General features: G+C 73.5%; 19 protein-coding genes. 14 read left to right on the forward strand and 5 right to left on the reverse strand.

The features are described 5' to 3' along the window. The first annotated feature begins 253 nt into the window (after window positions 1-253). From AVW11_RS31260 to AVW11_RS31270, 3 genes are all read left to right on the forward strand, one after another. Window positions 254-2125, forward strand: a complete 1872-nt coding sequence (locus AVW11_RS31260; protein WP_079250874.1) for a VanW family protein — start codon at window positions 254-256, stop codon at window positions 2123-2125. Window positions 2126-2311: 186 nt separating this feature from the next. Next, a complete protein-coding gene (locus AVW11_RS31265; protein WP_381783904.1) occupies window positions 2312-4945 on the forward strand; it encodes a SpoIIE family protein phosphatase in 2634 nt (877 codons plus the stop codon). Window positions 4946-5079: 134 nt separating this feature from the next. Continuing rightward, the gene (locus AVW11_RS31270) at window positions 5080-6126 is read left to right on the forward strand and encodes an RNA ligase family protein (RefSeq protein WP_076046714.1); all 1047 of its coding nucleotides are present in this window, start codon (window positions 5080-5082) and stop codon (window positions 6124-6126) included. Between the two features lie 27 nt (window positions 6127-6153). Here the strand turns inward: AVW11_RS31270 and AVW11_RS31275 are convergent, their stop codons facing one another. After that, a complete protein-coding gene (locus tag AVW11_RS31275) occupies window positions 6154-8238 on the reverse strand; it encodes a SpoIIE family protein phosphatase (protein WP_060178319.1) in 2085 nt (694 codons plus the stop codon). A gap of 372 nt (window positions 8239-8610) precedes the next feature. Between AVW11_RS31275 and AVW11_RS31280 the strand changes: the two genes are divergently transcribed. Next, window positions 8611-8964: a hypothetical protein gene (locus AVW11_RS31280; RefSeq protein ID WP_030842819.1), complete on the forward strand. Its 354-nt coding sequence runs from the start codon at window positions 8611-8613 to the stop codon at window positions 8962-8964. On the opposite strand, the gene AVW11_RS31285 is transcribed toward AVW11_RS31280, so the two are convergent. Continuing rightward, a complete protein-coding gene (locus AVW11_RS31285) occupies window positions 8948-10324 on the reverse strand; it encodes a pyridoxal phosphate-dependent decarboxylase family protein (RefSeq protein ID WP_076046716.1) in 1377 nt (458 codons plus the stop codon). The genes AVW11_RS31280 and AVW11_RS31285 overlap by 17 nt on opposite strands. 123 nt (window positions 10325-10447) lie before the next feature. Next, window positions 10448-10975: a flavoprotein gene (locus AVW11_RS31290; RefSeq protein WP_037832753.1), complete on the reverse strand. Its 528-nt coding sequence runs from the start codon at window positions 10973-10975 to the stop codon at window positions 10448-10450. A gap of 59 nt (window positions 10976-11034) precedes the next feature. Between AVW11_RS31290 and AVW11_RS31295 the strand changes: the two genes are divergently transcribed. The 4 genes from AVW11_RS31295 to AVW11_RS31310 all read left to right on the forward strand — a co-directional run bounded on the left by AVW11_RS31295 (window position 11035) and on the right by AVW11_RS31310 (window position 14417). After that, window positions 11035-11442, forward strand: coding sequence for an SgcJ/EcaC family oxidoreductase (locus tag AVW11_RS31295; protein ID WP_076046717.1), 408 nt, complete (start codon window positions 11035-11037; stop codon window positions 11440-11442). A gap of 77 nt (window positions 11443-11519) precedes the next feature. Continuing rightward, window positions 11520-12449 carry a hypothetical protein gene (locus AVW11_RS38125; protein WP_076046719.1) on the forward strand — a complete coding sequence of 310 codons (930 nt, stop codon included), beginning with the start codon at window positions 11520-11522 and terminating at the stop codon, window positions 12447-12449. A gap of 591 nt (window positions 12450-13040) precedes the next feature. Beyond that, window positions 13041-13685 (forward strand): DUF4360 domain-containing protein, encoded by a 645-nt coding sequence (locus tag AVW11_RS31305; protein WP_060178316.1) that lies wholly within the window; start codon window positions 13041-13043, stop codon window positions 13683-13685. Between the two features lie 48 nt (window positions 13686-13733). Continuing rightward, entirely contained in the window at window positions 13734-14417 is a 684-nt protein-coding gene (locus tag AVW11_RS31310; protein WP_107052245.1) for a DUF4360 domain-containing protein, read from the forward strand. Window positions 14418-14504: 87 nt separating this feature from the next. Here AVW11_RS31310 and AVW11_RS36935 read toward each other — a convergent pair whose 3' ends face one another. Next, window positions 14505-14969 carry a hypothetical protein gene (locus AVW11_RS36935; RefSeq protein ID WP_076046721.1) on the reverse strand — a complete coding sequence of 155 codons (465 nt, stop codon included), beginning with the start codon at window positions 14967-14969 and terminating at the stop codon, window positions 14505-14507. Window positions 14970-15099: 130 nt separating this feature from the next. Between AVW11_RS36935 and AVW11_RS31320 the strand changes: the two genes are divergently transcribed. Beyond that, complete coding sequence (locus tag AVW11_RS31320; protein ID WP_076046727.1) at window positions 15100-15651, forward strand: GNAT family N-acetyltransferase; 552 nt, start codon at window positions 15100-15102, stop codon at window positions 15649-15651. Window positions 15652-15824: 173 nt separating this feature from the next. Then, window positions 15825-16940, forward strand: coding sequence for a DUF7847 domain-containing protein (locus tag AVW11_RS31325; RefSeq protein ID WP_143568923.1), 1116 nt, complete (start codon window positions 15825-15827; stop codon window positions 16938-16940). 58 nt (window positions 16941-16998) lie between these two features. Here AVW11_RS31325 and AVW11_RS31330 read toward each other — a convergent pair whose 3' ends face one another. Further along, the gene (locus AVW11_RS31330; RefSeq protein WP_051699726.1) at window positions 16999-17892 is read right to left on the reverse strand and encodes an endonuclease/exonuclease/phosphatase family protein; all 894 of its coding nucleotides are present in this window, start codon (window positions 17890-17892) and stop codon (window positions 16999-17001) included. 796 nt (window positions 17893-18688) lie between these two features. On the opposite strand from AVW11_RS31330, the gene AVW11_RS31335 reads away from it, so the two are divergent. The 4 genes from AVW11_RS31335 to AVW11_RS31350 all read left to right on the forward strand — a co-directional run bounded on the left by AVW11_RS31335 (window position 18689) and on the right by AVW11_RS31350 (window position 21459). Further along, the gene (locus AVW11_RS31335; protein WP_206281939.1) at window positions 18689-19534 is read left to right on the forward strand and encodes a class I SAM-dependent methyltransferase; all 846 of its coding nucleotides are present in this window, start codon (window positions 18689-18691) and stop codon (window positions 19532-19534) included. A gap of 156 nt (window positions 19535-19690) precedes the next feature. Continuing rightward, window positions 19691-20104 (forward strand): Ig domain-containing protein, encoded by a 414-nt coding sequence (locus AVW11_RS31340; RefSeq protein WP_143568924.1) that lies wholly within the window; start codon window positions 19691-19693, stop codon window positions 20102-20104. 58 nt (window positions 20105-20162) lie between these two features. Beyond that, window positions 20163-20789, forward strand: coding sequence for a nucleoside/nucleotide kinase family protein (locus AVW11_RS31345; protein WP_030842786.1), 627 nt, complete (start codon window positions 20163-20165; stop codon window positions 20787-20789). A 124-nt stretch (window positions 20790-20913) separates the two neighbouring features. Then, entirely contained in the window at window positions 20914-21459 is a 546-nt protein-coding gene (locus AVW11_RS31350; protein ID WP_060178313.1) for a hypothetical protein, read from the forward strand. Window positions 21460-21518 lie beyond the last annotated feature (59 nt).

The following is a 21518-nucleotide window of genomic DNA, read 5'->3' on the forward strand; positions in this document are numbered from 1 at the left end:
TGCCGCAGCGGAGCCACCGCTGCGGCACCCGCGCCGGGGGATGCGCAGCGCCTGGCAGCGCCGGTCCCGGCCGCACGATCCGAAAGCGACGGCCCGACTCAGCGGCGGGCGGGTCCTGTCGGGATCGTGAGAACCGTTACATTCATCCCTCAATTGCCCCTTTTGGGGCAATCATGGTTCCCGGTATCTGTCGTCTATGGGCCGCGTGAGCGGCCCGCGCCGTCCGGGGACGGTCGGCGCCACTGGGAGTGACATGGGACGCGTGCGCGGCTGGACGGGCAACCGGCGGGCGGCCCTGCCGATGGTGGCGGGCGGAGCCGTCGTCCTCGGGCTGGGCGGCCTCTACGTCACCGGACTCGTGACAGGCGGCGACGTCGACCCGGGCACGCGGGTGCGCGGCGTGGACATCGGCGGCATGACCGCCGCCCAGGCCCGCCGGGCCCTGGACCGGGAGCTCGGCCCCGCCGCCGCCGCGCCCGTCGCCATGAAGATCGGCGACCGCGTCGAGACGGCGGATCCCGCCACGCTCGGACTCTCCCTCGACACCGCCGCGACGGTGGACCGCGCCGTACGCAAGGGCTACGACCCCGCCACCGTCATCGGCGGCCTCTTCGCCTCCGGCCGGCGCGACGTCGAACCCGTGGTCCGCGCCGACGGGCAGAAGGGCCGAGCCGCGGTCGACCGCCTCGCCGAGACCACCGCCCGGGCGCCCCGCGACGGCGCCATCGCCTTCGAGAAGGGCGCGCCGAAGACCGTCACCCCCCTGGCCGGTATCACCCTGGTGGAGGACCGGGCCCTCGACACCCTCCGTGCCGCCTACCTGCGCACGGACACCGCCCCGGTCGTCCTGCCGGTCGAGCGCACCGAGCCGGCCGTCGGCGCCGAGGAGACCGGACGGGCTCTGCAGCAGTTCGCCCAGCCCGCCATGTCGGGCCCGATCGCGCTCACCGTCGCCGGGAAGAGCCTGTCGATCACCCCCGCCGTGCTCGGCGAGCACCTGAAGATGCGGCCCGACGCCCAGGGCCGCCTCGTGCCCGCCCTCGACTCCAAGGGGCTGCTCGCCGAGCCCGCCGTGGCCCGCCCGATCGAGGAGGTCAGCCGGCCGCCGCTCGACGCCGCGCCCCGCGTGGGTCCCGACGGCGCCGTGGTCATGGCCCAGCAGAGCCGTGCGGGGCGCAAGGTCACCGAGGAGGCGCTCGGCAAGGCCGTCCTGCCGCTCCTGACCCGTACGGGCGCGGCCCGCAGCGGCGAGATCGCCACCGTGGCCGTCCAGCCGGAGCTCACGAGCGAGGAGGCGCGGCGGATCGGTATCAAGGAGAAGATCTCCTCCTTCACCGTCGAGTTCCCGGCCGCCCCGTACCGCAGCACCAACATCGGCCGCGCGGTGGAACTCATCAACGGCTCCGTCGTCCAGCCGGGCAAGGAGTGGAGCTTCAACCGCACGGTCGGCGAGCGCACCAAGGAGAACGGCTTCGTCGACGGCATCATGATCAACGACGGCCAGTACGTGAAGTCGCCCGGCGGCGGTGTCTCCGCGGTCGCCACGACCATGTACAACGCCGTCTTCTTCGCGGGCCTCAAGCCCGTCGAGCACGGCGCCCACTCCTTCTACATCGAGCGCTACCCCGAGGGCCGCGAGGCCACTGTCGCGTGGGGCACCCTCGACCTGCGCTGGATCAACGACTCCGGAAACGCCGTCTACATACAGGCCGAATCCACCGACACCTCGCTGACCATCACCCTCCTCGGCACCAAGAAGTACGACGAGATACGCGCGACCAAGGGGCCGCGCACCAACATCACGCAGCCCGAGAAGCGCACCGGGAACGGACCCGCCTGCGAGGTCCAGACCCCGCTGGAGGGCTTCGACGTGACCGTCGGCCGGGTCTTCGTCCAAGGCGGCAAGGAAGTCCGCAACGAGGAGTTCAAGACCCACTACACCCCGCGCGACGAGGTCGTCTGCACCCCGGAGACACCCGCGGGACCCACGACCCCGGCCCCGCCGGCGCCCACCGCCCCCGCGACCCCGGCGGCCACCGAGGCCCCCGCCTCCGCGCGTACGGCGCAGGCCGCGCCGGCCCCCGCCGGCCCCCTCGGCGCCGCCGGCACACCCCGTACGTCCTGAGCGACGGGGCAGGACGAGGCGTGACACTCCCGGCGCGCTTTGTGCATGCCGGGAGCCATGGAGGCCCGGAAGTGCTACAACTGGGTTCGTGACCATTCCTCGTCGCCACCCGTGCCGGGCACGTCGGTGCGGTCACCTCTAGGCAAACGATTCCGAAGCGTCGCCGGCCAGGTATTCGTCCTCCAGGTGGCGATCGTGGTCCTGCTCGCGGCCGGGGCCCTGCTGGCCCTGGTGCTCCAGTCGCGGCACGACATCGACCGCGAGGCGCGCAACCGCTCCGTGGCCGTCGCCGAGACCTTCGCGCACCAGCTGGGCCTCCAGCCCGCGCTGAAGACGTCCGACCCCTCCACGATCCTGCAACCCCTCGCCGAGCAGACGCGCAAGGCCGCCGGGGTCGACTTCATCGTGGTGATGGACACCAACGGCATCCGCTACAGCCATCCCCAGCCGGACCGCATCGGGAAACGGTTCGTCGGCACCATCGAGCCGTCGCTGCAGGGCAAGGTTCACACCGAGAGCGTCGAAGGCCCCCTCGGCAAGGAGATCCAGGCGGTGGTCCCCGTCAAGGGCCCCGACGGCGAGGTCGTCGCCCTGGTGTCCGCCGGCCTGACCGTGGAGAACGTCAGCGGCGCCCTCGACCGCCAGCTCCCGGTCATCCTCCTGGCCATCGCCACGGGCCTGGCGCTGGCGACGGTCGGCACCTGGCTGATCAGCAGACGCCTGCGCCGCCAGACCCACGGGCTCGGCACGCAGGAGATGACCCGCATGTACGAGCACCACGACGCGGTGCTCCACGCCGTCCGCGAAGGCGTCGTGATCACCGACGGCGACGGACAGCTCGTGCTGGCCAACGACGAGGCCAAACGCCTCCTCGGCCTGCCCGAGAACGCCGAGGGCCGCCCCATCGGCGACGTGCCCGGCCTGGAGCGCCGGATGGCGGACCTGCTGCTCTCCGGCCGTGAGGCCACCGACGAGGTGATCGGCTCCGGCGACCGCCTGCTCGTCGTCAACCAGCGGCCCACCCGTCCCCGCGGCCGCCCCGAGGGCGCCGTGGTCACCATCCGCGACTCCACCGAGATGCAGATCCTGACCACCCGGGCCGAGACGGCTCGCAGGCGCCTCAAACTGCTGTACGACGCGGGCGGCGACATCGGCACCACCCTCGACGTGGTCCGCACGGCCGAGGAACTCGCCGCCGTGGCCGTGCCCCGCTTCGCGGACTTCGTCACCGTCGACCTCGCCGACCAGGTCATCGACGGCGACGAACCCGCCCCGGGCGCCGACATGCGCCGTACGGCGATCAGCGGCATCCGCTCCGACCACCCCCTCTACCCCGTCGGCCGCCTGATCGACTTCCTGCCGTCCACCCCGCAGGCCCGCGGCTACGGCACCGGCCGGGCGGAACTGGTGCCCGACCTGTCCAAGGCTCCCGGCTGGCAGGCCCAGGACCCGCCGCGGGCCCGCGCCATCCTCGACTACGGCATCCACTCGCTCATCGCGGCCCCGCTGATGGCCCGCGGCGTCGTCCTCGGGGTGGTCAACTTCTGGCGGTCGCAGAAGCACGAGCCCTTCGACGAGGACGAGCTGTCCCTCGCCGAGGAACTCGTCGCCCGCGCGGCCGTCAGCATGGACAACGCCCGCCGCTACACCCGCGAGCACGCCCTCGCCGTGACCCTCCAGCGCAGCCTGCTGCCGCGCGCCCTGCCCGAACAGAGCGCCATGGACGTCGCGCACTTCTACCTGCCCGCCCAGTCGGGGGTCGGCGGCGACTGGTTCGACGTCATCCCGCTGCCCGGAAGCCGCGTCGCCCTCGTCGTCGGAGACGTCGTCGGCCACGGACTGCACGCCGCGGCCACCATGGGCCGGCTGCGTACCGCCGTGCACAACTTCTCCTCCCTCGACCTGCCGCCCGACGAGATCCTCGCCCGCCTGGACGACCTCGTACAGCGCATCGACCACGACCACAACGGCGACTCCGAGGACGCGGACGGCGGCGTACTCGGCGCCACCTGCCTGTACGCCGTCTACGACCCGGTGTCCCAGCGCTGCACGATGGCCCGCGCGGGCCATCTGCCGCCGCTCCTCGTCGCCCCCGACGGCACCACGCAGATCGTCGAACTGCCCGCCGGGCCGCCGCTGGGCCTGGGCGGCATGCCCTTCGAGACCGCGGAACTGGAGCTCGCCGAAGGCAGCCAGCTCGTCCTCTACACCGACGGCCTGGTGGAGGAGCGGACCCGGGACATCGGCGAGGGCCTCGAACTGCTCCGGGCGGCCCTGAGCCACCCCGACCGGGACCCCCACGACAGCTGCCGGGCGGTCCTCGACATGATGCTCCCCGCCCGGCCGACCGACGACGTCGCCCTCCTCATCGCCCGGACCCGGACCCTCGGCCCCGACCGGGTCGCCCAATGGGACGTGCCCTTCGAGCCGAGCGCCGTCGGCGCCATGCGCAGCCTCGCCGCCAAGAAGCTCGACGAATGGGACCTGACGGAGCTCGGCTTCGCCACGGAGCTGATCCTCAGCGAGCTGATCACGAACGCCCTGCGGCACGGAAGCGAGCCCGTGCGGGTACGGCTCCTGCGCGACCACAACCTGACCTGCGAGGTGTGGGACGGCAGCAGCACAGCCCCCCACCTGCGCTACGCCGCCACCACCGACGAGGGAGGCCGCGGGCTGTTCCTGGTGGCGCAGCTCAGCGAACACTGGGGCACCCGCTACACCCCCGAGGGCAAGGTCATCTGGGCGGAACTGCCCCTGCCGGGCACCCCGGGCGGCGGCGAGGCCGTCCTCACGGCCTTCCTGGACGTCGACCCCCTCTGACGGCGCCCTCCGGCACCCGGGCCGTCAGAGGCCGGACGTGCCCGGTTCTGCGAGCATGTCGTCGACGACCTCCGTGAACATCATGCTCCGAAAAGGATCTGACCGGCCCGCGCCGTGATCGCTACCATCGCCGGGTGCACCGTGAACCCGACTGGTCCCCCTACCCGAAGATCCCCGCGAACGCCCGGCTGGGAGAGGCCCGCGGCCGGATGTGGGTCGCCCACGAGAAGATCCACGGAGCCAACTTCGCCGTCGTGTGCGACGCGGCGGGCGCGCACCCCGCCAAGCGCCGCGAGCTGCTCGACGACGGCGGCCTCGACGACTTCTTCGGCGTCGGCCGGATCTGGCCCGCCCTGGCCGTCGCGGCCACCCGCTGCGCGCAGAACCTGAGGGAGGCCGCCGACGCCGCACCCTCGGCGGTCGTCACCCTGTACGGCGAACTCGCCGGCGGCCACTACCCCCACCCAGACGTGCCGGCGGTCCCGGGCGCGGCGGCCGTCCAGACCGGAGTCTGGTACACCCCCGACCTGGTCTGGCTGCCCTTCGACGCGACCGTCGCCGACGAGGACGGCCTCCGCTGGGTCGGTGACCGCACCCTGCGCGCCGCAGCGGGCAGCGCAGGCCTGCACTGTGTGCCGCTGCTGGCAGAGGGGCCGCTCGCCCGGCTCCAGGATCTGCCGGCGCTCTTCCCGACCCGGCTGCCCGGCCTGCTCGGCCTGCCCACGCTGCCCGACAACCTGGCGGAAGGCCTGGTCGTCAAACCCGCGGAGGAGTCGCGGGGGCCCGCCCGGCCCATGGCCAAGTCCAAGCAGCCCGCCTTCGCGGAGGACGAACGCTTCGACGGCGCGCGCCCCTACCAGGCGCCCCCCGAAGGCGCCGCGGGCGTACCCGGCTGGCTGCTCGCGCACGGCACCGGCCTGCTCACCCCGGCCCGCGCCGCGTCGGCCGTCAGCAAGCTGGGACCCCGAACCCCGCCCGGTGACCTGGCCCGCGAGATCGCACGCGACGCCACCGACGAGGCCGCGGACGCGCTGGGCGGCCTGGACGACGCCACCCGGCGGGCCCTGGAGGACTCCCTGCGGGCCGGAGCGCTCACCCTGGCCCGTTTCGACGCCTCCGACCGCCACGCGCCGGCCCGCCGAGGGCCGGCTCCGAGCACACCGGGTGCCCGACCGGCGTGACGACACCGACCCGCGGCCCGGATGCGGTCACCGGACGCCCGGGTGGTTCGTGCCGATGCGGGCCGTCAGGAGGGCGATGTCGTCGTCGGCGGACGCCGGGACGAGGTGGGCGATCAGCGAGTCGCACAGGTGGTCGAGCGGCTGGAGGGGCTCCGTGAGGAGGCCGGTGAGCTCGCCCAGGCGCTCGTCGATGTCACGGTCGCGCGCCTCGATCAGCCCGTCCGTGTACAGGACCAGCAGGCTCCCCTTCGGGAGCGTGACGTCGGTGGTGGTGAAGGTGACCCCGCCGACGCCCAGCGGGGCCCCGGGCGGGGTCTTGACCAGGTAGACGGTGCCGTCGGGCTCGGCCACGGCGGGAGGCGGGTGGCCGGCCCGGGTGATCGTGCAGTGGCCGGTGGCCGGGTCGCACACCACGTACAGGAACGTCGCGAGCATCGGCTCCGCCAGATCGGCGAGGGTGGCCTCCAACTGGTGGAGCAGCGCCGTCGGCGGCATGTCGAGGCGCGCGAGGGCCCGGACGGTCGCCGAGAGGCGCCCCATCACCGCGGCGGCCGCGATGCCGTGCCCCATCACGTCCCCCATGAGCAGGCCGGCCCTGCCTCCGGCGAGGGGGACGACGTCGTACCAGTCCCCGCCGACCTCGTTGACGTCACTCGCGGGCAGGTAGCGGTGGGCGATCTCGATGCCCGGCGGCGGCGTGACGTGCTGCGGCAGCATGCTGCGCTGCAGCACGACGGCCGTCTCGTGCTCGTGGTGGTAGAGGCGGGCGTTGTCGATGCTGATCGCGGCCCGCGCGGCGAGTTCGCCGGCGAGGGTGACGTCGTCGGATCCGAACGGCTCGGAGGGCCGCGTGCGGTAGAAGGAGGCCACACCGAGGACGAGACCCCGCGCGATGAGCGGGACCATCATGAACGAGTGCACGCCCGTCTCGATGAGCTGCGCGGGCTTGGCGGTGTGCCGGGCGGCCGTGGCGACGGCCGTGGCGTCGAGATGGGAGACCAGGTAGGGCTGGCGGGCCGCGAGAGACTGGGTGTACGGCGCCGTCGAGGGGAAGGTGAGCGTGCGGCCCAGCGGAGCGAGGATCTGGGTCACCGCGGTGCCGGTCAGCGGAGCCTTGCCCAGCCGTCGCAGCGCGACACCCCCGGTCAGTCCCATGCCCGGCTCGTTGCCCTGGGCGAGCGAGTCCAGCACGTCGACGGTGACGGCGCCGGCGAGGTGCGGGACGGCGAGGTCGGCCAGCTCCTGCGCGGTGCGCTCCAGATCGAGGCTGGCGCCGATCCGGGAACTCGCCTCGGTGAGCAGGGCCAGCCGGCGGCGCCCGGCCTCGGCCTCGGTGTGGTCGCGCTGCTGCGTGGTGATGTCGAGCAGAGACGCGATCACGCCGATCGGCCGGCCGCCGGGGTCCTCGACCCGCACGTACGAGCACGCCCACACGTGGTCGTGGTCCGGGTCGGCGGGGGTGCGGCCGCTACGTCGGCGGTTGAGGACCGGTTCCCCGGTCTCCAGCACGTGGCGCATGGCCTCCTCCATGTCGCCCGCGTTCACCTCCGGCAACACCTCCGCGAGCCGCCGGCCCACGTGGGCGGACTCCGTCAGACCGTTCATCGCCTCGAGCGCCGCGTTGACCTGGAGGAACCGCAGCTGCGTGTCGAGGACGGCGATCCCGACCGGCGAGCGTGCGAACAGGCCGTCCCAGACCGCAGAGGACCCCCGGATCCGGCGTGCCGCGTGCGCGTCCGAGGCGAACACCAGCACGGCCGAGGTGCCGTGCCGGCGGTCGGGCACGGGGCAGGCCCAGATCTCCAGCTCCAGCGGGTGGCCGTCGCGGTGCCAGGCGGTGACCGTGCCCATCACCCCGCGGCCGGTGGCCGCCGTCTCCCACAGGGAACGACCCAGGCTGCGGTCGGCGCCGGGGTGGAGCAGATCCGCGATGTGCCGCCCGAGCACCTGCGGCGGGTCGTAGCCGAGGAGCTCCTGCGCGCCGGTGTTCCAGCGCACGATCGTCCCGTCCCCGCCGGTGGCCATGAGCGCGACCGGCAGGGCGCCCAGCCACCCGCCGGCGTCCTGGGCGGCGCTGCTGATCAGCTCCTCCAGCGGCATCTCCTCATGCATCCCGCATCCGCTCCCTCCGGGCGGACCCGGCCCCGCCGCGCCGCGGCCCCGGATCGCGGTGCAGGTCCCGCCGACCGCTCGCCCGGTGCGGTCCGCGGCGCTTCATCCCGTTCATCACCTTCATCCTCGCTCCGGGCGACCGACGGCGCCCCCCGGCCGCCGCACTCGACCGCAGCACTCGGCCGCAGCACTCGGGCACCGCACTCGGGCGCGCCACCCACGATGCGGCGTCCACCCCCGGGTGCGACCGGCCGACCGGCGCCCTCCCGTGCCCGCGTTCATCCGGTCGGCGGAGCACAGCAAGCCACCACGGCCACTCCGGGCCACGCTGTGGGCAAGGACCGACACCACCGCACAGACGAGGACCGCACCATGTCCCACAGGCGACGCATCGGCATCATCGCGGGGGCCGCAGCGCTGCTGCTCAGCGCCACCGCTTGCTCGGGTCTGGGTCGGACCACCGTCGGCCAGCTCAGCTTTCGCGGCCACGACTCGCCGGTCGAGATCAACTACAACAACACCCTCGTCACCGGCTGCCACCGGATCGCCATCCCCGACGGCGCCACCCACGTGGAGAACAACACCCTCGTCGACGTCATCCTCTACCAGAACCACGACTGCAAGCAGTCCGACGAACCCGGCAACGAGATCTACGTGGCGACGACCCTCTCGAACGTGACGGCCCCCAGGGCCCGACCCTGGCGGAGCTTCAGCGTCGTCCACTGACGCCTGCGGCGCGGCGGATCGAGTCCAGCGCGCGCGTCACGTCGTCCTGCGTCGTCGACCAGTTGCTCACCGAGATGCGCATGACGCGCCGGCCGTGCCAGGTGGAGCCGCTGATCCACGTCGTCCCGTCGTCGAGCAGCCGGGTGAGTACCCGCTCGGTGCGTTCGTCGTCGCCGAACTCGGCGCACACCTGAGTGAACACCACCTCGTTGAGCACCCGGGCGCCGTCGATCGCGGCGATGCCGTCCGCGAACGCGCAGGCGTGCCGGCACAGCCGGTCGACGAGGTCGGCCACCCCCGAGCGGCCCAGGGACCGCAGCGCCGCCCACACCGTGAAGGCCCTTCCGCGCCGGGACAGCTCGGGGACCTTGTCGACGGGATCCCCGTGCTCGTGCTGGATGAGGTAGTCGCCGCGCTGCCCCATCGCGGCCCGGAGCGCGGACGGGTCACGTACGACGGCGAGACCGCAGTCGTACGGGACGTTCAGGGTCTTGTGGGCGTCCGTCGCCCAGGAATCGGCGTCCGCGCAGCCCGCGGTCAGGTGGGCGTGCCGCGGCGAGGCGGCCGCCCACAGGCCGAAAGCCCCGTCGACGTGCACCCACGCGTCCGCCTCGCGAGCGGCGCGGACGGCCTCGGTGAAGGGGTCGAAAGCGCCGGAGTGGATGTCCCCGGCCTGCAGCACCACGATGGTCGGCCCCGGCCCGCCCGCCCCCAGGGCCTCCCGCAGGGCCTCCGGCTCCATGCGCCCCTGACCGTCCGCCTTCACCAGGTCGGGGGCGCCGAGCCCCAGGTAGCGCAGCGCCAGGTCGACGGCCATGTGGCGGTCCTCCCCGGCGACCGCGCGTACGGGCGGACCGCCGGCGAGCCCGTCACGGGCCACGTCGTGGCCGGTGCGCCGCAGCAGTTCGTCGCGTGCGGCGGCCAGGCAGGTGAAGTTCGCCATCGTGGCACCGGTGGTGAAGCCGACGGCGCTGTCGTCGGGCAGGCCGAGCAGATCGAGCAGCCACGCGCCGGCGACCTCTTCCGCCGCCGCGTACGCGGGCGAGGCGGCCCGCATCACGGAGTTCTGGTCCCAGGCGCTGACGAGCCAGTCCGCGGCCAGCGCGGCAGGCTCCGTACCGCCGACCACGAAGCCGTAGAAGCGGCCGCTCGGAAACGCCGTCAGACCCGGCTCGCAGGCCGTCGCCAGCAGGTCGACGACATCGGCCGGAGCGCTGGGCGCATCGGGCAGTTCCGTACCGAGCGCGCGCACGATCTCCTCGACCGCGGCGCGTGCGGGAACCCGCCGGTCGGACAGGCTGGCGAGCCACCGGACGGCATGCTCGTGCGCCCGCCGGAGCGCGGCCTCGCGCGCGTCCATACCTCGGACTATGGGACAGGCGCCGCCGCCGCGCAAGCCGCGGCTCGTACGTTCGTTCCCCCTCGGTGCTGCGTGCGGTTCGCGCTGTCGACGGTGTCCACGGTGTTCAGGGTGTCCGCGCTGTCAGTGCGGGGCTGCGGCGGTGTCGAGGGCTCCCAGGGCGGCGGCCCAGGGGAAGGCGGCGGGGACCTCGGCGGGGGTGTTGTCGTGGAGGAGGAGTTGGACCCCGGCGTTGCGCAGGGTGGCGAGGGAGACCTCGTACTGGGGGTGCGCGGCGAGGGCGCTGTTGGTGCAGGAGATGGCCGTGACGGGGGTGCCGTTGCCGAGGGCTTCTGCGGCGAGGCCGACGGTCAGCCGGTCGGTGAGGCCGAGGGCCCAGGCGTTGACGGTGTTGAAGGTGGCGGGGGCGAAGAGCAGCGCGTCAGGGGCAGGCCACTGCTCCGGTTCGCCGGGGAGTTGGTACTGCCAGAGCACGGGATGGCCGGTGAGGGCGGCGAGCCCGTCGAGGCTCCCGGCGAGCCAGTGTGCGGCGGTGGGGGTGAGCCCGAGGCAGACGTTCCAGCCGCGGGCCTGGGCGTCTTCGACGACGTGGGCGACGTCGAACACGGGTGGGGCGGCGGAGCAGAGCAGATAGAGGGTCTTCGTGGTCATGCGGCAATATGATCATATCGCTTGACCTCAAGTGCGGTTGAGGGAGCAAGATCGAGCCCATGGACAGTGAACTCGCGGCCGCGGCCGCTGATGTCAAGGCGATCGAAGAGGTCGTCGCCACGGTCGAACGCACCCAGCGGGCCAAGGACGCCGAGGGCTTCCTGGCCCTCTTCCACCCGGACGCGCTGTGGACGACGGCGCACGGCAAGGTCCTCATCGGCCTTGCGGAAATAGCCGAATTCACCCGCGCGGTGCTGCCCGCGGCGACCTGGGACGGGGAAGTCACCTACGAGGTCGTCCACGTGCAGTTCCTGCGGCCGGACGTGGCGGCGGTGAAGGTGCGCCAGGTCTACCACGCACCCGACGGCAGCGAGGGCGCCCCCCTGTACGTGATGACGCGGGAGGGCGACGGCCCCTGGCTGCTGACCGCCTGCCAGAACACCCAGGTGGTGAACGACCCGGTCTGAGGCCTTCGGGTGAGGGCGCTCCGGCGCTCGGCGGTGCCCCTGTCGCTCCACCTCCCCTGGTGGGGGACAGTGGTGCTGTGGTCGACGTCGACGCGGTGGCAGCCGAGCTGTACGGGCTCAGGCCGGAGGAGTTCACGGCTGCCCGGGACGCTCACGCTGCCGCCGCGCGCAAGGCGGGGCAGCGGGCCGAGGCGAAGCGCATCGCCGCGCTGCGCAGGCCCACGCTCGCGGTGTGGGCCGCGAACAGGCTCGCCCGCGCCGACGCGGACCAGGCCCAGCACCTGCTGGAGATCGGCCAGGGGCTGCGCGAGGCGCATCGGACACTGTCGGGGGAGGACCTGCGGAAGCTGTCCCACCACCAGCACGTGGTGATCGCGGCGATGGCCGGGGAGGCCCGCCGCCTGGCCGGCGAAGCGGGGCAGGACCTCTCCCCGGGGGCCCAGCACGAGGTCGAGCAGATCCTGCGCGGGGTTCTCGCCGATCCCGACGCCGCGGAGGACTGGGCGCGGGGGGTCCTGGCGAAGGCGCCGCCCCGGGCCGTGGGCTTCGCCGAAGTGGCACCCGAACCGGGCACGGCGCCCCGACCGCAGCAACACGAGCCGAAGCGGAAGCCCAAGCCGGTACCGGAGCCGGAGCCGGAGCCGGAGCCGGAGCCGGTACCGGAGCCGGAGCCGAAGCCGGAGCCGGCGCGGGAGCCCAAGCCGGGGCGCGAGCCCGAGCCGGCGGCGGACACGAAGGGGGCCGAGCGCGCGAGCCGGGAGGCCGAGCGTGCCGAGGAGGCGCTCGCCCGGGCGGAGACCGAGCGGGCGCAGGCCCGGACCGGCCTCGGCGTGCTCGATGAGGAGATCGGACGGCTGGAGGAGCGGCTGTCCCGCGCCCGAGCCGAGCGGGAGCGCCTCGCGGCCACCGCGGAGGACGCCGACCGCCGCCACCGGGAGGCCGCACGGGAGGCGAAGGCGGCCCGGGCGGAGGCCAGGGCGGCGGCCCGGAAGGCTCGCCGCCGCTGACCGGCCGGGTCCACAGCCGTGACCTCGAACTTCGCCGGGGCGGCCCTTACGTCATGGCGCGATCATGAAGACCGGTGGCCCCGGGCCCGGTTTCCGGACCGCTGCGACCGGTGCAGGTGCCCCGCCGCGCGCAGTCCGGGCCCGTCACCCCGCTCCGTCCGGCCAAGTTGCCCACCGGTCCGCTTCGATGAGCCCGTCGGGCCCTGCCGACGGCCCCGCCGCCCCACCTGCGCCGCGACGTTCCGCAGTCGGCCGCGGCGCCGGGTGCGGGCGGGGTCCGGGTGGCAGGCCCGAGCCTTGAAGGCATGGCGCGCCAGGGGCTGGTGAGACCGGTGGGGTCGGCGTGGTCGGTGGCGGCCCCGCCCAAACGGGCCTTTCCGGTCCATCGTGGGCAGCGCGCCCGACGGGCGGGCCGCCCGGCCGGCCGCGGAGGCCGATGCCCCGCCGGCGTAGCGGAATTCGGCCAGCGAACGGGTGGGCGCATCGCCCGGAGGCGGTTGTCCGTATCCCGTCCTTTCTTCACCGGGCGTGCCGTGGTGGCATGTGCATGCCGAAATCGATCGGCGGCCCCCGATGAATGGAGAAACAAGGATGTTGCTCCGCAGACTGACCGTCGGCGCGGCGGTGGTGGCGTTGTCCGCCCTTGCCATGCCGGCACAAGCCCACAACACCACGTATCCGCCCGGGAGAATCACCGTCGACGTGGTCGGAGTGAACGGTTCGGGATGTCCCCAGGGCACGGCGAGCGTCGCCGCCGCCTCCGACAACACCTCGTTCACCGTCACGTACAGCGACTACCTCGCCCAGACCGGTGCCGGCTCCGGCGGGACCGATTTCCGCAAGAACTGCCAACTCGCCCTCCAGATCCACGTGCCGCAGGGCTTCACGTACGCCATCGCCCGCGCGGACTACCGCGGCTTCGCCCACCTCCAGCGCGGGGCCTACGGCCAGGAGCGCGCCAACTACTACTTCCAGGGCATGGCCCAGACGACCCGCAAGACGCACCAGTTCAACGGCCCCTACTCCGACAACTGGCATGCGAGCGACCAGACGGAGTACGCCGACCTGGTCTGGGCGCCGTGCGGCGAGGAGCGCAACCTCAACGTCAACAGCGAACTGCGCGTGTACGCCGGAACATCGAGCCCGCAGGCCCTGAGCTTCATGAGCATGGACTCCACGGACGGCAGCGTCAGCACGGTCTACCACTTCGCGTGGAAGGAATGCCCCGCGGTCTGACCCGGCGCGAGCCTCGGAACCAGCACATCACGGTCAGGAGTGACAACGATGTCCCATTCCCTGCCCCGCACCCTGTTCACCGGCGCCGCCGCCGCGGCACTGATCGCCACGGCGGCCCCGGCCGGAGCCGCCGGCCCCACGCCGCACATCACCGCACCCCCCGACAAGATCGTGATCGAACTCGCCACGGTGAACGGGTCCGGCTGTCGGGAGGGCACCGCGGAGGTGGCTGTCGCACCCGACAACACGGCCTTCACCGTCACCTACAGCGACTATCTCGCACAGGTCGGGCCGGGAGCGCCGCCCACCGGATTCCGCAAGAACTGCCAGCTCAATCTCCGCGTGCACGTTCCCTCGGGATTCACCTACGCCATTGTCCAGGCGGACTACCGGGGATTTGCATTCCTCCAACCGGGCGCCTGGGGCCAGGAGAAGGCGAACTACTACTTCCAGGGAATGCCGCAGACCACCCAGCGCACCCATACGTTCAACGGTCCGCTCAACGACAACTGGCAGGCGACCGACAGGACGGAGTACGCGGACCTCGTCTGGGCGCCGTGCGGTGAAAAACGCAATTTCAACATCAACACCGAACTGCGGGTGAACGCGGGAACGTCCAACCCGCAGACCGCCACCAGCTTCATGACCATGGACTCCACCGACGCGAGCGTGAGCACCCTCTACCACCTGGCCTGGCAGGCCTGCCCCGCCCCTCGGCCGCGTTCGCACTAGGACGCGTGCCCGCCCGTTGTCGGAGGTCCCGCCGCGCGGGACGGTACGGCGCAGACCTCCGACAACACCGCGGCGCACCGCTCGTGCTCAGACGGTGCGCCGCGCCCTCGACGGGAAGTGGGAGCGGGCCTCGGGCAGGTACAGGGGCACGACGGCGGCCGCGGCCAGCAGCTCGGGCAGGGCGGTGAGGGCGGTCCACCAGGCCGGGTCGATCCCGTCCATGCCCAGGCCGCCGACCCGGAAGGCCAGGAACAGGGCACCCGCGACGGTCAGTACCGCCCGGGCCCACCCGCGCCCGGCCCGCATCCGCGCCGCCACGGCCAGCCAGCCGCCCAGGAAGACAACCAGCATCCCCGCCGACAAGGCGAGTTGCGTCATCGCGCCGCTCCGCCCGGAGTGCTCGGTCAGCTCCTCCAGACCGGTGGGCGCCACGACGAACACCCCCAGGACCCAGACCAGCGCCTCCGCCGCCACGGCCGCCAGTGTGAGCGCCCACGCCGCCTCGACCTGCCGCGGGCGCCTCGGGCCCGTGCCGCTGTCACCGGTGTTCATCACAGCCTCCTTCCGGGGTACGCCCGGTGAGAGGGCGAACGGCACCCGGAGGTTGCCTGGCGGTGGCGGCGCCGTCCACCGCACCGCGGAACACCGGCGCGCCGCAGCCGTGATCGGCTACGTTGGCCCGATGTCCGAAATACGAACCGAACGTCTTGTCCTGCGCCAGTGGCGGGAGTCCGACCTGCGCCCCTGGGCGGCGATGAACGCCGACCCCGAAGTCCGCGAGCACTTCGACGGCGTGCTCACCCGTGAACAGAGCGAGGCGTCCGCCGCCCGTTTCCGGGCCGCCATCGAGCAGCGCGGCTGGGGCTGGTGGGCGGTCGAGGTACGGCAGACCGGGGAGTTCATCGGATTCACCGGGCTGGACCCGGTGGACGAGGACATGCCGTTCACCGGAGTGGAGGCCGGCTGGCGGCTGGCCCGCTCGTCCTGGGGCCAGGGCTTCGCCACGGAGGCCGCCCTGGCCGTCGTGTCCTTCGGCTTCGAAACCCTCGCGCTGCCCGAGATCCTCGCCGTGACCACGGCCGGCAACCTCCGCTCCCAGGCGGTGATGCGCCGCATCGGGATGACCCGGGACCCCGCCGACGACTTCGACGACCTCACCGTGCCCGCCGGGCCGCTGCGCCCGAGCGTCGTCTACCGCCTCCGGGCCGGACTCCGGGCCCCCGCCGGGCAGTAGCGCACGGGCGCGTCGGCGGCCGGGCCACGTGGGATGACCTGCACGGGAGACGACGGCGTCGCACCGGGGCCCGTGCACGGCCGCGATCCGGGGCGGGTTACCGTATCCCTTCATTCGAGGGGGAAACACAGATGTCGCAGAACACGGGATGGGCACAACACCCGGGACAGCCCGTGCCACAGTGGGGAGGCGGCTGGGTGCCGCCGGCGGCGCCGAAACCGGGCGTCATACCCCTCCAACCGCTCAGCGTAGGCGACATTCTCGGCGGTGCCTTCGCAGCCTTCCGCCGCTACTGGAAGCCCCTGGTCGGCATCATGCTCGCCGTACAGGGCATCGGGATCCTGCTCGTGCTGCTGGCCGCCGGCATCGGCGTCGTGGCCGTGGCCGACCGGTTCTCGACCGTCTTCGACCTCCCGCCGGGCGAGAGCGCCGCCGGTGAGGACGTGATGGCCCTGCTCCTGGCCTTCGTACCGGCCGCAGTGCTCCTGCTGATCACGGTGACGGTGGGCGCGGCGCTGATCAGTGCCCTGGGTCCGGCCGTGATCCAGGAAGCCGTGCTCGGGCGTCCGACGACGTTCGGCGCGATGTGGCGCCGCTGCTGGTCCCGGCTGCCGTCGGTGCTCGGCACCGTGCTGCTCACCGGACTGATCGCGGGTGCGCCGATGCTCCTGGTCTACGCGATCGGCGTTCCGCTGGTCATCATGTCCACCGACGGATCCGGGCCGCCGGCCGCCCTGTTCGTGCTGATCCTCGGCGTCCTGCTCTGTCTGCCCGTGTCGATCTGGATCGCGACGCGCCTCAGCCTCGCGCCCGCCGCCGCGGTGTGCGAGGGGCTCGGCACCGTCGCCGCGCTGCGCCGCTCCTCCCACCTGGTCAAGGACGGCTGGTGGCGCGTGTTCGGCATCACCATGCTCGGCTACTTCGTGGCGATGGCCGTCGGCTACGCCATCCAGATGCCCTTCACCTTCGTCGGCATGGCCGCGTTCCTGCCGTCGATGATGGACGCGGGCGACCCGGCCGCGGACCCGAGCGCGGTGATCGCCGCCCTCGGCGTGTACGTGATCTGCATGGTGGTCGGCGGTCTGGTCAGCGGACTCTTCCAGTTCGGCTTCCCGCCACTGGTCTGCGCGCTGCTCTACGTCGACCTGCGGATGCGCAAGGAGGACTTCGCGGCGGCCCTGCTCACCGCCACGCCCCCGACCGCCCCGGCCGCCCCGGCCGCCGCCCCTCAGCCGCCGGCCGCCCCCACCCCGCCGTCGGCCGACGCCCCGTCCCCCGACCAGACGTGACGCCGCCCGCCTGACCCCGCCCCCCGGGGGGAGGCGGGGCCGCCGCCGGGCGGGCGGGTCAGGTGGTGGCCGTCACGCGGAGGAGGTTGTGGTCCGAGACCGCCGTGTCGAGGGGCAGGGCGTCGGCGGTCGCCGTCAGGACGTGCGGAGCGCTGAGGAAGACGTAGTCGAGCTTCTTCGGGCCGAAGGTCGTCTCGCCCGACCGGCAGGCCGCGGTCGTCGCGACCGGGCAGAGGGCCGGGTCGAAGAACTCCGGGTCGCTCTCGTCGGCCTCGACGAAGGCACCGTGGGCGCCGTCGCCCCGCTCCGGCAGGTAGAAGCGCGACAGTGTGTCGGTGCGCGGGGAGTGGTTGAAGTCGCCGCCGAGGACGACGGCGAACCCGTCGTCCAGCCACGCGTGGGCCTGCGCCGCCAGCCGGTCCGCCTCCGGCACGGCGAGGGTGCCGTCGTCCCAGTAGAGGTGGACCGAGCAGGACCAGGTGGGCCGCTCCGCGAGGGAGGCCAGGACGCAGGGCACGGTGATCGGCTCGCGTTCCCCGCCCACCGTCAGGTCGAGTTCCGCCGTGTCCGAGACCGGGCCGCGGACGAGGACGGCGTTTCCGTAGGCGTAGCCCTCGCAGATGGCCGGGTTGCCGCCCGGCAGGGTCGCCGAGTGAAACCCGGTGTAGCCCAGCGGACCCAGCCGGTCGAGGAGCTCGCGGTACTGGTGCTCGCACACCTCCTGGAGGAAGAGCTGGTCGGCCGCCCAACCCCCGGGATCGGCCTCGGCGGCCACGGCCGCGATCCTGCGCGCACGGTCGTACGGGGGAGCGGCGCACATGTTGCCGCAGATGTTGTAGCTCGTCAGCCGGACCGTCCCGGCCGCGGCGGCGCGCGGAGCGGGCGGCAGGAGGGCGGATAACGCGGCGGCGGTGAGCGTGAGGACGGCCAGGGCGGCAGGGGTTCGGCGCACACCCGTGATGCTCCCCGTCCGGCCTCCCGGTACGCCGCCGCCACCCGCGCATGAGCCGGAAGTGTGCAACGGAGAGCGGCCGAGCGGGTCCGGACGGGGCCACGCCTATGACGCTCCGTCCGGTTTTCGTTTCCTGAGCGCTCATGCCCCTTTGACGGCCTCCCGGCGGGCCGTTCGCCGCCGCCGGCCGGCACCGTGGGCCAGGGCGCACCGGGCGGATGGGTGGCGCACGGCCGGACCGGCGGCTGGGACGCGGCCGGGCCGGAGCGGCTGCTGCGCGCCACCGGGGTGCTGCCCGAGGAGGTCCCAGGTCCCGCACCTCATCGACAACGGCGCGCGGACACCCGGCCAGGCCGGGGTGCGGCGCCGGGCGCGGGGTCAAGGGCGCGGTCGTCGTGCTCTTCGGCTCGGGCGTCGGCGCGAGCCTGGCCGCCGACGTCTCACCGGACGGCGCCGCCAGGCGAGGACACCCCTGCACGGGCAGGCGCTGCCGCTGCGGCGCGCCGCGCTGCCCGAGGCCCGTACGGGTGCGGAGTCGTCGGTGGAGGAGGCGGCGGAGCACCTGGGCGCCGGCCTCTCGGACCCGGTCGACCTGTTCCGGCCGGAGCGGATCCTGATCGGCGGCTGCCACGCTCCCGCTGTCGGCCTTCGTCGCCACCGGCGGCCGGCGGGCCGCGCCGGAGCCCGCCGCCCCCCCCGGCCTGGTACGCGTCGCCGTCGGCACGGCCCGGAGGGGCCCGACGGCGCGAGCCGCCCACGCCACGCGCGCACCGCCGATCGAGGGGACAATTGCCCCATGGCTGACAACGGGCTGTCACGGTCACCGGACGGCGCCGGATCACCGGGCCGGGGGCGCTACGGCGAACAGGTCTTCCGGCCCGACCAGGGCGGCGAGGGCGACCGCATCGACCTCGGGGCCCTCGCGTACGACGACACCACCATGGCCCGGCTCCGCGCGCTGGGGGCGGGCCCCGGCTGGACGTGCCTGGAGGTGGGAGCGGGAACCGGCACGGTCGCCCGCCGCCTGCTGGCCGAAGCGGGAGTCGCCGAGGTCCTCGCCGTGGACCGCGACGTACGGTTCCTCGCCGCGCACCCCGTGACCGGACTGACCGTGCTCCAGGCGGACGTCACCGCCGACGACTTCGCGCCGGGCCTCTTCCGGCTGGTCCACGCGCGGTTCGTGCTCATGCACCTGCCCTCCCCGCAGCGCATGGTCGCCAGGCTGAGCCGGCTCCTCGCCCCCGGTGGCGTACTCGTCGTCAGCGACGCGGTCGACCTCACGACGGCCACCGCGCCCCGCACGCCGTACACCCTCGCCATGCGGGCCATGTGGCAGGGCCTGCGCGACAGCATCGGCACGGACGTCTCACAAGTGCCCCGCCATCCGGAGCTGTTGCGGGAGGCAGGGCTGGAAGCCGTCGCGGCCGAAATCCACGTGCCGCCCCTCCTGCCGGGGAGCCCGATCAGCAGGTTCTGGGCCGACACCTGGGAGCGGGCCCGCGGGGCGATGACGGCCACCGGCCTCGTCGACGACGCCAGGATCGACGAAGCCGTGGCGTACCTGGACTCGCCCCGGTGCACCGGACTGTCACCCGGCATGCTCACCGCCTGGGGCTGGAAGCCGGCGTCCCGGGCCGGATGAATGACCCGCTGCGGCGCCATCGACGCGGCGACCCGGGCCGCCTATGATGCCGAAGCCCCATCGCGCCTCGAACACACATACCCGGTACGGGAGTTGACGGCGTTCCGGGACGCGTACCGGAACCGCCCGAGCCGCCCGACGAGTTCGGAGGTCCTGTTGAGCACACACTTACGCACCCCGCGCAGACTTGCGGTCCTCGCCATCGGCCTGGCGGCCCTCCTGGCCGCACCGGCCGGCCCGGCCCTCGCCGCACCGCAGGCCGCCGCCGCGCCCGCGGCCCACGGCGCGACGGCCGCCCCGGTCGTGGCCAACCCCGGCAGCCAGGTCGGCTTCCAGTGGGACAGCGCCCACCTGCAGATTACGGCCGCCGGCGGCGTGAAGCCGTACACCTGGTCGGCCTCGAACCTGCACCTCGGTACGTCGATCAACCCCTCGACCGGCCTGATCTCGGGGGTCCTGCGCGGCAGCGGAACCCGTACCGTCACCGTCACCGCCAAGGACGCCACGGGCGCCTCGGCCTCGGTCTCCTTCACCTGGCGCGTGATCCGCGACGCCTGCCCCCGCTGCTGACTCACTGCCGGCCCGGCCCGCCCCTCCCCACCGCCTGATCCTCGGGCAGGATACGCACGTGCAGACGACGGCGGAGTTGGTGGAGAGGGCGGCCGGGCTGGCCGGCCGGGGCGGCCGGCGGATCCTCGGCGTGGCCGGGCCGCCGGGCGCGGGAAAGTCGACCCTGGCCGCCCGGCTGGCCGAAGCGCTCGGTCCGCGGACGGCCGTCGTGGTCCCGATGGACGGGTTCCACCTCGCCCAGGCCGAGTTGGACCGGCTGGGGCGGGCCGACCGCAAGGGCGCCCCGGACACCTTCGACGCGGCCGGGTACGCGGCCCTGCTGGCCCGGCTGCGGGCATCCCGGTCCGGCGGTGCCACGGTCTACGCGCCCGCCTTCGACCGCTCCCTCGAGGAGCCGATCGCGGGCAGCATCCCCGTGCCACCGGACGTGCCGCTGGTGATCACCGAGGGGAACTACCTGCTGCACGACGCGGGGGAGTGGGCCGCGGTGCGGCCGCTGCTGGACGAGGCCTGGTACTGCGCCCCGGACGAGGCCACGCGGATCCGGCGCCTGGTCGAACGGCATGTCCGCCACGGCAGGGAACCGGCCCGGGCCCGCGCATGGGTGGCCCGCTCGGACGAGGCGAACGCCCGCCTCGTCGCCGCCGGCCGCCACCGCGCCGACCTCGTCGTCGACCCGGGCTGAATCCGTCCCCTTGCCCGAGGGGTGTGGGCGTGGCGGAATCGGGTTGTCCGAATCCGCTGTTAGGGTGACGTGTGCCCGTCAAGGCGGGCGGTTTTCGGTTCCAGACATTCCAACGGGGTAGAACGTGAAGTTTCGTCATGTCCGTGCAATAGCCGTCTTCGGCATCGCCGTCGTCGCCCTCACCGGCGCCCGGGGCTCCCACGGCGGCAGCTGCGGCGGAGGCAGCCACTCCAGCTCGAGCTCCAGCAGCTCCGGCGGCAGCAGCGGCACCAGCGGGAGCGACAGCACCAGCGGGAGCGACAGCACCAGCGGCACCAGCGGTACGAGCACCAGCACCGGCGGCACCAGCACGACCGGCGGCTCCAGCCGGGACAAGGCCGAGCGCGACATCAAGATCGACAGCTGCAAGCTGGACAGCAGCGGCAAGAACCTGGTCGCCCGCCTGACCGTCACCAACAGCGGTTCGGTGGACTACACCTACAACGTCACCATGAAGTTCAACCCGGCGGCCGGGGCGAGCGCGGTGCCGGCCACCGCCAGGGTGAACAGCCTCAAGGTCAAGGCCGGCGCCTCCCAGCAGACCGAGGCCACCGCGCCGTACACCGGCAAGGGCGACGGCAGCGAGTACAAGGAGTGCGTCGTCTCCACCGCCTCGAAGAGCGCCCTCTGACACACCCTCCGGCACACCACTGACGCACCGTCCGGCGTCCCGGCCGGCCGCCACGAGCG

The sequence above is a fragment of the Streptomyces amritsarensis genome (assembly GCF_001953875.1).
Taxonomy (GTDB): domain Bacteria; phylum Actinomycetota; class Actinomycetes; order Streptomycetales; family Streptomycetaceae; genus Streptomyces; species Streptomyces amritsarensis.

Coding starts and splice junctions, on each gene's coding strand:
- AVW11_RS31260 (WP_079250874.1), top strand. CDS start 254: ATGGGACGCGTGCGCGGCTGGACGGGCAACCGGCGGGCGGCCCTGCCG.
- AVW11_RS31275 (WP_060178319.1), bottom strand. CDS start 8,238: ATGCATGAGGAGATGCCGCTGGAGGAGCTGATCAGCAGCGCCGCCCAG.
- AVW11_RS31280 (WP_030842819.1), top strand. CDS start 8,611: ATGTCCCACAGGCGACGCATCGGCATCATCGCGGGGGCCGCAGCGCTG.
- AVW11_RS31285 (WP_076046716.1), bottom strand. CDS start 10,324: ATGGACGCGCGCGAGGCCGCGCTCCGGCGGGCGCACGAGCATGCCGTC.
- AVW11_RS31290 (WP_037832753.1), bottom strand. CDS start 10,975: ATGACCACGAAGACCCTCTATCTGCTCTGCTCCGCCGCCCCACCCGTG.
- AVW11_RS31295 (WP_076046717.1), top strand. CDS start 11,035: ATGGACAGTGAACTCGCGGCCGCGGCCGCTGATGTCAAGGCGATCGAA.
- AVW11_RS31305 (WP_060178316.1), top strand. CDS start 13,041: ATGTTGCTCCGCAGACTGACCGTCGGCGCGGCGGTGGTGGCGTTGTCC.
- AVW11_RS31310 (WP_107052245.1), top strand. CDS start 13,734: ATGTCCCATTCCCTGCCCCGCACCCTGTTCACCGGCGCCGCCGCCGCG.
- AVW11_RS36935 (WP_076046721.1), bottom strand. CDS start 14,969: ATGAACACCGGTGACAGCGGCACGGGCCCGAGGCGCCCGCGGCAGGTC.
- AVW11_RS31320 (WP_076046727.1), top strand. CDS start 15,100: ATGTCCGAAATACGAACCGAACGTCTTGTCCTGCGCCAGTGGCGGGAG.
- AVW11_RS31335 (WP_206281939.1), top strand. CDS start 18,689: ATGGCTGACAACGGGCTGTCACGGTCACCGGACGGCGCCGGATCACCG.